We start from the raw sequence: 12,412 nt of genomic DNA on the forward strand, positions 1-12,412 counted from the left end.
CAAGATCGCTCGCTGCCGCTCGCGGCGCGCCATCCGCGAGGATCCGTGAAAGCCATGGTTCAAAAGAAGAAGGGCGGCGCCGTGGCCGCCCTTTCGTGTCTTTCGTGCTTTTCGTGTCTTTCGTGGTTCCCGCTCAGGCCATCAGGCGGAGCAGGGCGATGAGGCGGGCGCGGGTTTCGCCGTCAGCGACGCCGTCGACGCGCTCGGGCCGCCAGTGCCGCTGGAAGGCGCGGACCACGGCGGCGGTGTGGTCGTCGAACTTGCCGGACGGGGCGCTGTCGTAGCCGAGCCGGGTGAAGCCGGCCTGCAGGGCGAAGACCGCGGCGCTCTCCTCGCCTTCCTTGAGGGCCGCGCCGGGCGCGGCGGCCGGCTCGGCCCAGAGGCCGTGCCCCGCTTCGGCCAGCCGCTTCCACGGGAAGAGCTCGCCCGGATCCTCCTTGCGGTCGGGCGCGACGTCGGCGTGGCCGACGATGTCGACGTCCTCGACCTGCCAGCGGGTGCGGATGTCGCCGACGAGGTCGATCACGGCCGCGATCTGCGCTTCGGGGAACGGCCGGTAGCCGAACTCGTGGCCCGGGTTGACGATCTCGATCCCGATGGAGGCGGTGTTGACGTCGGTGACGCCGCGCCAGAACGACTTGCCGGCGTGCCAGGCGCGGCGCTCCTCGGCCACCAGGCGGAAAATCCGGCCATCCTCCTCGACGAGGTAGTGGGCGGAGACCTGGGAGGCCTCCTCGCGCAGCCGGGCGAGCGCCCCCTCCCCGGTCGGCATGCCGGTGTAGTGCAGCACGATCATCGACGGCGGCGCGGTGCGCGGGCCGAAGTTGGGCGACGGCGCCTCGATGAACTGGAGCGTCATTGGGCTTCGGCGGTCATTGGCCGCGGGACCTCAAGGCCAGGAGGACGGCGGCGACCTGGTTGCGGCGGAGCGCGATGATCAGCACCCCGGCGAGCGCCACCACGGTCCCGACGGCCATCCGGATATCGAAGGGATCGTGCATGATGAGGACGCCGAGGCCGATGGTGGCGAGCGGCGTCATCAGGGTCAACGGCGAGATGAGGTTGGCCTCGTAGCGCTGGATGAGCGCGTAATAGACCGTGTGGGCGGTGACCGAGACGACGAGCGCCGAGTAGAGCACCGCGCCGACGAACACCCAGCCCGCGTGAGTCGCCAGGCCGATGGCGCCGGGCTCGAAGAGGGCCGAGAGCGCCGCCAGCGGCCAGAAGGAGGCGAAGCCCACCCAGGCCTGGAACTGCAGCGGCTTCACCCCGTCCATCTGCTTCATCATCACCGCGCCCAGCGAGCCCAGGAAGGCGGCGGCCACGACATAGAGCAGGCCCGGCGAGACCTTGAAGCCGTGCGGGTCGTACATGACCGCGATGGCCCCCAGGAAGGTCAGCGCGATGCCGACGCCGCGCCGCCACCGCACCTTCTCGCTCAGCAGGACCATGGACAGCAGGGTGGTCATCGGCACGCCGAGCTGGCCGACCACCGCGGCGGCCGAGGGCGTCGCCGTCTTGAAGCCGATGAACAGCAGGGCGAAGTTGCCGCCGCCCATCAGGAGCGCGACGGCGATCAGCCGCCAGCGCGGCCGCGGCGCGGGCAGGAGCCAGGGAAAGACCGCCAGCGCCACCACCGCGAAGCGCACGGCGGCGTAGAACATCGGCGGCACGCCCAGTCCGCTGACGACATACTTCGACAGGATGTTGTTCGAGGCCCAGACCAGGCAGACGAGGCAGAGGGCGCCGAAGTCGCGGAAAGACATTTCGTGCAGGCCATAGGGCGCAATGCGCGGGGGCCGCAACCTCGGCCCTAGGGTCAAGCGGCGAAAAGCGTGCGGACGGGTTCAGACGGCCACGGTCGCGGCCCGGGCCAGCGCCGGCTCCCAGGCGGGCGAGACCGGCAGGCCGAAATCCCGTGACAGGCAGCGGATCAGCTCGTCGACGCCGAGCAGGCGGACCTCGGCCGGGGCGCCGCGCGGGCGGATGGCGAGCCGATTGTCGAGCAGGCCGTAGCGCGCCGTGCGGGTCGCGCGCGAGACGATCAGGTGGCGGCGGAACTGCGATTCCGGATGGGTCGAGACATACCAGTTCGGTCCGACGAAATCGGCCTCGAGTTGGGGCCGCAGGTCGAGGTCGACGACCGGGCGCCATTCGCCGGAGAGCAAGGTCTCCAACCGCAGCTCCTCCCCGGCCGGCACGAGACGGACAGGGTCGAAGAGGGTCGGCTGCGGTCCGGCCAGGTCGAGCCGCACCGGCGCGGTCAGGGTGCAGACGCCGAGCCCCACATCGGCCAGCCACGGCGTCCCGTCGATCAGGACCCGCAGCGCCATGTGGGTGCGCGGCCGCACGTCGTCGAGCGGCCGGCCCCATCGCGAGCGGGCGATCAGCGCCTCGACCTCGAACCCCATGCTGCGCAGCACACGCGCGAGGAGGCTGTTCTGCTCGAAACAGTAGCCGCCCCGCCGGGCCCCGATCAGCTTGGCGTCGACGGCCTCGGGCCTGAGGTCCACGCCCTGGCCGGTTAGCACGTCGATGGCCTCGAAGGGGATGGCGGCTGGGTGCAGCCGGCAGAGCGCGCGCAGCACCTCGATCGTCGGCTCCCGCGGGCCGGCGTAGCCGATGCGCTCGCAATAGGCGTCGAGGTCGACAAGCGGGCTCACGGTTCCTCCTCCCAGGCGACGTCGGCGCCGAGGCTCACCAGGTTTTCGACGAAGTTGGGATGGGCGCGGCGGATCGGGTCGGCGTTGCGGATCACCGAGCGGCCGGGGATCGAGGCGGCGATCATCAAGAGGGCGATGGCGACGCGGATGATGTAGGGGCTCTCGACCTCGGCGGGCGTCAGGCGGTGACCGCCGAAGGTGATGATCCGGTGCGGGTCGCAGGTGACGGCGTGGGCGCCGAACTTGGCGAGCTCGGAGGTCCAGCCGAGCGCCCCCTCATAGACCTTGTTCCAGTAGAGGACCGAGCCCTCGGCCCGGGCCCCGAGCGCCACGAAGATCGGCAGCAGGTCGGCCGGGATGTAGGGCCAAGGCGCGGCCTCGACCTTCTGCAGGAGATGGCCGGTGAAGGGGGCGCGGACCTTGAGCGGCTCGCCGGCCAGGACCCGGGACCAGCCGCCCAGGTGCCGGACCTCGACGCCGAACTTGGCGAAGGTGCGGTCGATCAGGGCGAACTGGTCGGGGGCGTCGTTGCGCACCTCCACCTGGCCGCCGGTGATGGCGCCGAGCGCCAGGAACGTGGCCACCTCGTGGAAGTCGTCCTCGAAAGCGTAGTCGGCCCCCGTGAGCTCCGGCCGGCCCTCGACCTCGAGGGTGGAGGTCCCGAGGCCGCCGATGGCGCCGCCCATCCGCTGCAGGAAGCGGCTGAACTCCTGGACGTGCGGCTCGCAGGCGGCGTTGACCAGGCGTGAGGATCCGCCGGCCAGGGCGGCGCACATGAGGAAGTTCTCGGTCGTGGTGACCGAGGCGTAGTCGAGCCAGTGCCGGGCGGGGGCGAAGACGCGCGGCGCGGTGACGAGGATGCCGCCGGCGGCCGGCTGCACGCGCGAGCCGAAGGCCCGGAACACCTCCAGGTGCGGATCGATCTCGCGAATCCCGAGGGTGCAGCCCTTGGCCTCGTCCTCGATCAGCGCCCGCCCGAAGCGGTGCAGGAGGCCGGGGATGAGCATCACCACCGAGCGCATGCCGGCCGGCAGGCGGGCGCCCGCAGGATCGAGGTCCGGGCCGTGCTCGATCGTCACCTCACCCGAATTCAGGTCGGCCTCGACCCGGCTTCCGAGGGAGCGGAAGAAGTCCAGGAGCTTGCCGACGTCGGTGACGTCGGGCACGCGGCGGAGGGTCACGGGCTGACGGGTCAGCAGGGTGGCGCAGAGCACCGGCAGCACCGCGTTCTTGTTCGCCGAGGGCGTGATCCGCCCCGAGAGCGGCCGTCCGCCGTTCACCACCAGCCGGGTCACCCGCACCCTCCCCCACCGCCCTCTTCCGCGCGGCAGGACGCCACGGTTTGGCGGCCGGCGACAAACGATGTTACCTCGACCGAGCCATTAGGAAATCTTGGTCATAAGCCATGTCCCGCGCGCAGCTGCCGCTCAACGCCCTCCGCGCCTTCGAGGCTTCGGCGCGGCATCTCTCCTTCACCCGCGCGGCGGCGGAGCTGTTCGTCACCCAGGCGGCGGTGAGCCATCAGGTGAAGGCGCTGGAGCAGCGGCTCGGCGTCACCCTCTTCCGCCGGCTGCCGCGCGGCCTGGTGCTGACCGACGAGGGCCCGGCCCTGCTGCCGGTGGTCACCGACAGCTTCGACCGGATCGGCCACACCATGCAGCGTTTCCAGGGCGGCGCGGTGCGCGAGGTGCTGACGCTCGGCGTCGTGGGCACCTTCGCGGTGCGCTGGCTGCTGCCAAGGCTCGGCCAGTTCCAGGAGACGCACCCGCTGATCGAGCTGCGGCTCCTCACCCACAACAACAAGGTCGACCTGGCGGCCGAGGGGCTGGACCTGGCGGTGCGCTTCGGCGACGGCGCCTGGCACGGGACCCTGGCCGAGGAGATCATGACCGCGCCGCTGTCGCCGCTGTGCACGCCGAAGCTGGCGGCCCGGCTGGAGAGCCCGCGGGACCTGGCGAGCGTGCCCCTCCTGCGCCCCTACCGGAACCAGGACTGGCTGGCCTGGTTCGCCGCCGCCGGGGTGGAGGCGCCGCGGCTCTCCGGGCCGGTGTTCGATTCATCCAGCCTGATGGTGCAGGCCGCCGTCCAGGGCGCGGGCGTGGCCCTGGCGCCGCCGAAGATGTTCGGCCGCGAACTGCACGGCCGCCAGCTCGTCCAGCCGTTCCCGATCGAGGTGGAGGCCGGCAGCTACTGGCTCACCCGCCTGAAGTCGCGGCCGCCGACCCCGGCCATGGCCGCCTTCCGCGACTGGACCCATTCGCCGGAGTTCCGGCAGGCGGTCTACGAGGAGGCCTGATCGGGGGACGCCTGACCCGCGGTCGCGTCGAGCCAGGCGAGGATCTCGGCGTTGAGCTCGCGTGGGTAGGTGTGGCTGAGGTCGGGCAGCTCGCGGTAGGTGACCGCCGCGCCGGCCGCGGCGAGGGCGTCGCGCGCCTCCCGGGCCATGTCCACGGAGAACATCCAGTCCAGGGCGCCGTGGGCGATGTGCACCGGCAGGCCTTGCACCCGGCCCGGATCGGCCATCCCCGCCAGCATCGGATGGAAGGCCGCCGCGATCGGCGCGAGGTGCGTGAAAGGTGAGCCGGGCTCGAGCCCCGAGACATAGGCGAAGGTGCCGCCGTCGCTCATGCCGGTCAGGAGGATGCGGGCCGGATCGACGCGCCAGCGGGCGCAGATCGCCTCGACCATGCGGGCGAGGTTGGGACTGTCGCGGTCTGGTCCCATGAGGGCCCAGGTGTCGCCGATGGCGGTCGGCGCGGCGAGGATCGCGCCGGCGGCGCGGGCGTCGCGAAGCCAGCTCCACAGGAACGAGCGGCCGCTGCCGGCGCCGCCATGCAGGGCGACGATCAGCGGCCGGGGCCGATCGCCGATGTCGTCCTCGGGGATGTAGAGCGACAGGCCGCCTCGCTCGCCGGGCTGCTCGCCCACGTGGATCACGCCGGTGTCGGGGCGTTGCGGGGCCTTTGAAAGCCGCGCCAGCAGCGCTTCGTCCTCGCGCCGTTCGGGCGGCAGGAAGAACCGGCTGATCGGCGGCAGGCCGGCGGCGAGGGGATAGAGCGCCTCCTGGGCCCGCGGCAGGGCGCGGAGCGCGCGGTAGACCTGGCCCATGTCGCCGCCCGCGGCGACCGCCACGCGTAGGGTCTCGAAGCCGGTCAGGGCCTGCCGGGCCGCCTCGTCGATCGCGGCGCGGATGTCAGCGAGATCGCCCCGCCAGGGCGAGAGGCCGTCATAGACGCCGCGCAGCTCGGCGTCCGGCGCGCCGACCGTGTCGAGCACCGCCCCGAGTTCGGGCGGATAGAGGTAGCGAGAGACGAAGCCGAGGGCCTCCAGGCTCCGAAGGAGCGGCGGCAGGAGCCGCGCGAGGTCCTCGACTTCGTGGTCGTCCAAATTCCCGGCCTTAGGCCGCCTGGCCGAGGCTCAGGAACTCGTAGCGGGCCAGGTGGTGATCGGTGTTGCCGAAGGCGCTCTCGATCAGGGTGGCGCGCTTGAAGTAGTGGCCGATAGCCATCTCGTCGGTCATGCCCATGCCGCCGTGCAGCTGGATGGCGTTCTGGCCGACGAACTTGCAGGCCTTGCCGATCTGCACCTTGGCGGCCGAGGCGGCCTTGGAGCGCTCGGCGTCGTCGCCCAGCTTGATGGTCGCCATGTAGGTCATGGAGATCGACTGTTCGAGCTGGATGAACATGTCGACCATCCGGTGCTGCAGCACCTGGAAGGACGAGATCGGCACGCCGAACTGCTTGCGCTGCTTGGTGTACTCGAGGGTGCCTTCGTGCAGCTTGCGCAGCACGCCGCAGGCCTCGGCGCAGGTGGCGGCGAGGGCCTCGTCGACGACCTTCTCGATCAGCGGCATGGCCTGGCTTTCCGGACCCACGAGGGCGCCGGCGTCGACCTTGACGTTCTCCAGGATGACCTCGGAGGCGCGGCCGCCGTCGACGGTAGGGTAGTCGCGGGTGGTCACGCCCGGCGCGTTCTTCGGCACGATGAACACCGAGACGCCCTGCGCGTCGCGCTCGCCGCCCGCCGTTCGGGCGGTGACGATGAAGTGGGTGGCGAACGGCCCGCCGACGACCACCGCCTTGTGGCCGTTGAGGACGTAGGAGCCGCCCTCCTTCTTGGCCGTGGTGGAGACCGCGGCCAGGTTGTAGCGGCCCTTGGGCTCGGCGTAGGCGAAGGCGAAGATCGCCTCGCCGCCGATGATCTTGCCGATCAGGTCGGCCGCCTGGGCATGGCCGGAGTGCTTCAGGAAGCCGCCGCCGATGACCACCGTCCCGAGGTAGGGCTCGACGACCAGCGCCTTACCGAACTCCTCCATGACGATCATGTTCTCGATGGCGCCGCCGCCGAGGCCGCCGAGCTCTTCCGAGAACGGCGCGCCCAGGATGCCGAGCTCCTCGGCGAAGGCCTTCCAGACCCCCGGGTTCCAGCCCGGCTCCTTGGTGACCACCGCGCGGCGCTGGTCGAAGGTGTAGTTGTCGGACAGGTAGCTCGCGACCGTGTCGCGGAGCATCGACTGTTCGTCGGTGAAGCTGAAGTCCATGTGGAGCCTACTCCGGGATCGGGTGTCGTTCGAAAAAGTCGGTTGTCCTGCGGGCCGGCGCGCGCAGCTCAGGTGTTAGACCCGCGCCGCGACGTCAACCAACCCGGATTTGCGATCAGAGACCGAGCACGGCCTTAGAGATGATGTTGCGCTGGATCTCATTGGAGCCGCCGTAGATCGAGGTCTTGCGGCCGTTGAAGTACTCGCCGGCGAGCCCGCGGGCGTCGTCCGGGCCGATGCCGGCGTTGTGCCCGATGTCGCGCAGGAAGGGCGCGCCGTAGTGGCCGACCGCCTCGAGCGCCAGCTCCTGGATCCGCTGCTGGATCTCGGTGCCCTTGATCTTGAGGATCGAGCTCTCCGGGCCGGGGCCCTTGCCGCTGCTCTCGCCGGCCAGGGTGCGCAGCTCGGTGAACTCCAGGGCGGTCAGGTCGATCTCAAGCTCGGCCACCTTGCGGCGGAAGAAGGCGTCGCCCATCAGCGAGCCGCCGGCGTCGGAACGCTCGGTGCCGGCGATCTGGCGCAGCTTCTGGAGGTTGCGCTTGGAGCGCGCGACCCCGGCGATGCCGGAGCGCTCGTGCGCCAGCAGCGCCTTGGCGCAGGTCCAGCCCTGGTTCTCGTGGAACACGCGGTTCTCGACCGGCACCTTCACGTTGTCGAGGAAGACGTCGTTGACCTCGTGGCCGCCCTCCAGGGTGATGATCGGGCGCACGGTGATGCCGGGCGTCTTCATGTCGATCAGCAGGAAGGAGATGCCCGACTGCGGCTTGGCGTTCTGGTCGGTGCGGACCAGGAAGAAGCCCCAGTCGGCGAACTGGCCGAGCGTCGTCCACGTCTTTTGGCCGTTAACGAGGTAGTACTCCTTGCCGTCGTCGCCGGTGATCCGCTCGGCGCGGGTCTTCAAGGAGGCGAGGTCGGAGCCGGAGCCCGGCTCGGAGTAGCCCTGGCACCACCAGACTTCACCGTTGTAGATGCCCGGCAGGAACTTCTTCTTCTGCTCGTCGGTGCCGAACGTATAGAGCACCGGCGCCAGCATGGAGATGCCGAAGGGCAGGATGCCGAGGGTGTCGGCCTTCGCCAGCTCCTCGGAGAAGATGTACTTCTGGGTGGGGGTCCAGCCCGTGCCGCCCAGCTCCTTCGGCCACGACGGGGCGACCCAGCCCTTCTTCGCCAGGATCTTATGCCAGGAGAGGTACTGCTCCTTGGTGAGCGGCTGGCCGCTCTCCTGCGCCTTGCGCAGATCGGCCGGATAGTTCTCGGCGATGAAGGCGCGAACCTCTTCGCGGAAGGCGTTCTCTTCGGGCGTGAAGTCGAGGTTCATGGCGCGCTCCTAAGGGCCTGGCTTACACCGTATTCGGCGGAGGCCGACCCTATACGCGCGGCGTCAGGCCTTTGAAAGATGACGCTGACGTAAACGGAAGGGTTTACGTCAACGCCCACGATCAGGCGCTGATCGGCTCGCGGACCACCCTGCGCCCCCGGCGGGTCGCGGCGCGGTCGATGTAGAACTCGGCGACGATGAGGTTGGGGACCCAGCCGAGGAAGGAGATCGCGCGGTAGCTCTCCATGAAGTCGAGGTGGGCGAACTGGGACGCCGGAAGCCAGATGCGCAGGGTGACGGCGGCGAAGATCAGGGCGAAGGAGCGGATCACCCACTCGCGATGCTCGTCGAATCGGCGGGCCATGGCCATGCGCCAGGCCTGGACGGCGCAGAACAGCGAGATCACCGCGGCGCTGCCGAACCCGGCGACGGCGACCGGCCCGGCCGTCGAGCCGGGCGCCAGGATCACGCCCGCCGCGCCGCTCGCCAGGCAGGCGACCATGTAGCCGCGCCCCAGCCAGCGGTGCAGCCGCGGCCCACGGGCCCTGAGGAGGGGCAGGAATTGAAGCGGCCCGATCAGCAGGGCGACGGCGCCGCAGCCGGCGTGCACGAACAGCCATGGATAGGCCATGGGGTTGTGCATGATGAATTCGGGACCGGTGAAGCCCGGAAGAAGATATCGAAGGGCGTTCAGCCCGACCTCGATGCAGAACAGCCCCGCGGCGATCCAGACGATCCAAGACACACGCTTCACGACAACCTCCCCCGTTTCCCACTCTGGGTCCGACCTCTTGGGAAAGAGGGTTTTGGGACGCGCTGCGGATGCGGTCCGCCCGATTAAATATTGCTCATGATCTTGGAGCGCCTCGGCGATCGGCGCCGCGGCGAACCGGCCCGCCGGCTTCAGCGTTAGGGAGCCTTGCCAGGGCCGTCTTTGAGGTGCACCGCTTCGCTCGTCCATGCCCCGGATCGTCACCTACAATGTCCATCGCTGCGTCGGGAACGACCGCCGCCTCAACGTGGACCGCGTGGTCGAGGTGCTGGCGAAGCTGCGTCCCGACATCGTGGCCCTGCAGGAGCTGGACGTCGGCCGCAAGCGCACCGGCCACGTCGACCAGGCGCACGCCATCGCCAAGGGCCTGGACATGGCCTGCCACTTCCACGCCGCCCTGACGGTCGAGGAGGAGCGCTATGGCGACGCCATCCTGACCTGCTTCCCCGAGCGGCTGGTGCAGGTGGGCCCCCTGCCCGGCTATGACCGGATGAAGGCGCTCGAGCCGCGCGGCGCCCTCTGGGTGGAGGTGGAGATCGGCGGCACGCCGGTCCAGATCATCAACACGCACCTGGGGCTGGTGCCGCGCGAGCAGCAGATCCAGGCGACCTGGCTCGCCGGGCCGGCTTGGCTGGAGCATCCGCACCGCAGCGGGCCGACCATCCTCTTGGGCGACTTCAACGCCACGGGCTCGTCGGTGGTCTATCGCACCCTGACCGGCAAGCTGGCGGCGGCGCGCAACCTTTCGCCCCGCAAGTCGCCGACCTCGACCTTCCCGTCGCAACTGCCGGTGCTGCGGATCGACCACCTGTTCGTCAGCCCCGAGATCCGGGTGAGCGACGTCTTCGCGCCCTTCGAGCCGTTGACGCGGCTGGCCTCGGATCACCTGCCGCTGGTCATGGATTTCGAGCTGGTGTGAGCCGGCTCAGCGGCGGCGGCTGGCCGGAAGCAGGTCCGGCTCGGGGGACCGGCGCAGCAGATGCCGTTCGGCCATCTCGCGGGCCTGCCGCATCAGCCGCTCGCGCCGGCGGCCCAGCCGCCAGGAGTCCGACACGTCGGACGGATCGCCCATGTGATAGGCGGCGATGAACTCGCCCACGGCCGTGAGCTTCGGGGGCTCGAGGGGAGAGAGCCGGCCCTCGCGGTTGAGCGCATCGATCGCCGCGCCGAGGCCGCCGAACTCGACCCGCGCCTTGGCCACCGCATCGCCGGTCACGCCCATGAAGTGCCCGATCAGGCGGTCGCGGAAGGCGGCGACGGCGAGGCGGCCTTCCTCGTCGTCGCGTTCCAGCCCCAGCTCGCACTCGGTGTCGAACCCGCCGGAGCGGTTGTTGAGGTTGGCCGAGCCGACCCGGGCGATGCGGTCGTCGATCACGCAGACCTTGGAGTGGACGATGATGGTCTCGCGCCCGCTGGTCACCGGGCAGTAGGCGCGGAAGCGCCCGAAGACGTCGGCGGCCTTGAGCCGCCAGACCATGGTGCCGCGCGCCCGGTCCATGGTCATCTGGTCGAACCAGCTCGGCGCCCTGGCGGTGGAGATCAACACCACCTCCGGCCCGTCGGGCTCGGCCAGCCTCTGGGCCAACGCCTCGGTGACCAGCGGCGAGGTGAAGTACTGATTCTCGAGATAGATGGTTTCCTTGGCCTCGGCGATGGAGGCGAGCGTCAGTCGGCGGATCTCCTCGATCATCGGGCGCTTCTTCCAGGCCGGCTCCGTCCGGGCGATGGCGACGTCGACGTCTGTCAGGTGGGCGGGCACGTGATCCGGCCACGGATCGCCGCCCGCATCGTCCGGCTCCGGCAGCACCTCGTCGGTGGCCCGCCGCCAGCGTTCCCGCGCCAGGTCGGCCAGCGCCTTGGCCGCCGGTCCGTCGACCATCATCATCACCTCGTGGCGGGGCGCGTGCTCCTCCTGCTTGGGCATCAGCCGGCGCCGGTCGTCGTCGAGGTGGGCCGGGCTGTCCCACCGGTCCACGGAGATGTCGCCGCCGCCGCAGAAGGCGAGACGGTCGTCGATCACCAGCACCTTCTGGTGATGGCAGGCGCCGAAGGGGACCGCGTCGTCGAGCACGAAGTGGATCGGGGTGTGGCGGAAGTAGCGCCGCGCCTTGTGCGGGAAGAACTCCTGGCTGGCGCTGATCGGCAGGGCCGACTTCCAGATCAGCAGGCGGATGTCGAGCTCGGGGCGTTCGGCGGCGAGCTCGACCAGGATACGGCCGACCTCGTCGGGATCGTCGGGCCCGTCGTAGCCGTCGGGGAACAGGCGCGTGCGCGGATCGAACCCCCAGCCGAGCAGCAGGATCGAGCGCCGCGCATGGGTGATGGCGGCGAAGGCGGCCGTGAAGAAGGCCTCGTTGTCGATCAGAAAGGCCGCGCGGTTGGCGCGCGCCATCCGCCAGCAGGTGTCCCCGGGTCTGAAGACCGTCATCGCGCCCCAACATGACTCGCGCGCTTGCGCGGCGCGACAGGAAAGCCCATGGCGACGCTTGGTTCCAGGCGGTCGATGAGCGGAAGGGCAAAAGAAAGCGCGCGCCGGCGGGGGTGATCGCCGGCGCGCTGGCCGAGGGGTTCGGCCGAGGATCTCTCTGGAGAGGCTTCTAGAGAGCGGGTGACGGCCTCAGCGGGAGGCCATGTCCTTGGAGGGCGAGAGGTAGGCCATGCACGCGCCGGCGACTTCCGCGCTCAGCTGATCCTTCAGGTTGGCGTTGGCGGCCTGGCGCTTGGCGCGGGCCATCTCTTCGGCGGCCCGGTCGACGATCGCGTCGGCGCGGGAGAAGCGCTCGGACTTCAGGGCGGCGTCGAGGGCGGCGGTGTCGATGCCGCCAAGGCCCTGGGCCAGGCCCTTGCAGCGGCTGGCCTTCAGATAGTCCACGTCGCTCTTGATGGCGGACGAGGCGGCGGCGGAGGCAGAGCCCGCGACGGCCAGGCCGGCGGCGACGAGCATGATGGCGGCGAACTTCATATCCAATCTCCCGTTGCAGGTATCTCGTGAGATCGAAACTGCGCGCCACCCCCTCAGAACTCAAATTAATAGGCGGCAATATTCACATGTTCGGGATTAAATATTGGACATGATACAGGGTTGTTACTTGTAACCATAAATATCTTGTAATGTCCGG

At 70.0% G+C, this 12,412-nt stretch carries 12 protein-coding genes; 2 read left to right on the forward strand and 10 right to left on the reverse strand.

Annotated elements, in window-relative coordinates:
• Nucleotides 1-133: 133 nt before the first annotated feature.
• From DJ017_RS16860 to DJ017_RS16875, 4 genes are all read right to left on the reverse strand, one after another.
• On the reverse strand, nt 134-859 hold the full coding sequence (locus DJ017_RS16860) for an N-acetylmuramoyl-L-alanine amidase (RefSeq protein ID WP_111529808.1): 726 nt from the start codon (nt 857-859) through the stop codon (nt 134-136).
• A 13-nt stretch (nt 860-872) separates the two neighbouring features.
• Entirely contained in the window at nt 873-1,766 is an 894-nt protein-coding gene (locus DJ017_RS16865; RefSeq protein WP_111529809.1) for a DMT family transporter, read from the reverse strand.
• Between the two features lie 81 nt (nt 1,767-1,847).
• Entirely contained in the window at nt 1,848-2,663 is an 816-nt protein-coding gene (locus tag DJ017_RS16870) for an arylamine N-acetyltransferase family protein (RefSeq protein WP_111529810.1), read from the reverse strand.
• The gene (locus DJ017_RS16875) at nt 2,660-3,958 is read right to left on the reverse strand and encodes a UDP-N-acetylglucosamine 1-carboxyvinyltransferase (protein WP_111529811.1); all 1,299 of its coding nucleotides are present in this window, start codon (nt 3,956-3,958) and stop codon (nt 2,660-2,662) included. Before DJ017_RS16875 ends, DJ017_RS16870 begins: the two co-directional genes overlap by 4 nt.
• Nucleotides 3,959-4,068: 110 nt before the next feature.
• On the opposite strand from DJ017_RS16875, the gene gcvA reads away from it, so the two are divergent.
• On the forward strand, nt 4,069-4,959 hold the full coding sequence (gene gcvA, locus DJ017_RS16880; protein WP_111529812.1) for a LysR family transcriptional regulator: 891 nt from the start codon (nt 4,069-4,071) through the stop codon (nt 4,957-4,959).
• Here gcvA and DJ017_RS16885 read toward each other — a convergent pair.
• From DJ017_RS16885 to DJ017_RS16900, 4 genes are all read right to left on the reverse strand, one after another.
• Nucleotides 4,944-6,050: an alpha/beta hydrolase gene (locus DJ017_RS16885; protein WP_111529813.1), complete on the reverse strand. Its 1,107-nt coding sequence runs from the start codon at nt 6,048-6,050 to the stop codon at nt 4,944-4,946. The two genes, gcvA and DJ017_RS16885, sit on opposite strands and share 16 nt — an antisense overlap.
• Nucleotides 6,051-6,060: 10 nt before the next feature.
• The gene (locus DJ017_RS16890; protein ID WP_111529814.1) at nt 6,061-7,203 is read right to left on the reverse strand and encodes an acyl-CoA dehydrogenase family protein; all 1,143 of its coding nucleotides are present in this window, start codon (nt 7,201-7,203) and stop codon (nt 6,061-6,063) included.
• Between the two features lie 115 nt (nt 7,204-7,318).
• On the reverse strand, nt 7,319-8,521 hold the full coding sequence (locus tag DJ017_RS16895; RefSeq protein ID WP_111529815.1) for an acyl-CoA dehydrogenase family protein: 1,203 nt from the start codon (nt 8,519-8,521) through the stop codon (nt 7,319-7,321).
• 121 nt (nt 8,522-8,642) lie between these two features.
• Nucleotides 8,643-9,275 (reverse strand): DUF2306 domain-containing protein, encoded by a 633-nt coding sequence (locus tag DJ017_RS16900; RefSeq protein ID WP_165830666.1) that lies wholly within the window; start codon nt 9,273-9,275, stop codon nt 8,643-8,645.
• A 205-nt stretch (nt 9,276-9,480) separates the two neighbouring features.
• Here DJ017_RS16900 and DJ017_RS16905 point away from each other — a divergent pair, with 205 nt between their 5' ends.
• Nucleotides 9,481-10,212, forward strand: coding sequence for an endonuclease/exonuclease/phosphatase family protein (locus tag DJ017_RS16905; RefSeq protein WP_111529817.1), 732 nt, complete (start codon nt 9,481-9,483; stop codon nt 10,210-10,212).
• 6 nt (nt 10,213-10,218) lie between these two features.
• Here the strand turns inward: DJ017_RS16905 and DJ017_RS16910 are convergent, their stop codons facing one another.
• Entirely contained in the window at nt 10,219-11,721 is a 1,503-nt protein-coding gene (locus DJ017_RS16910; protein ID WP_111529818.1) for a phospholipase D-like domain-containing protein, read from the reverse strand.
• A gap of 189 nt (nt 11,722-11,910) precedes the next feature.
• Nucleotides 11,911-12,255: a hypothetical protein gene (locus tag DJ017_RS16915; protein WP_111529819.1), complete on the reverse strand. Its 345-nt coding sequence runs from the start codon at nt 12,253-12,255 to the stop codon at nt 11,911-11,913.
• Between the last annotated feature and the right edge of the window lie 157 nt (nt 12,256-12,412).

It is taken from the genome of Phenylobacterium soli (genome assembly GCF_003254475.1).
GTDB classification, from domain to species: Bacteria; Pseudomonadota; Alphaproteobacteria; order Caulobacterales; family Caulobacteraceae; genus Phenylobacterium; species Phenylobacterium soli.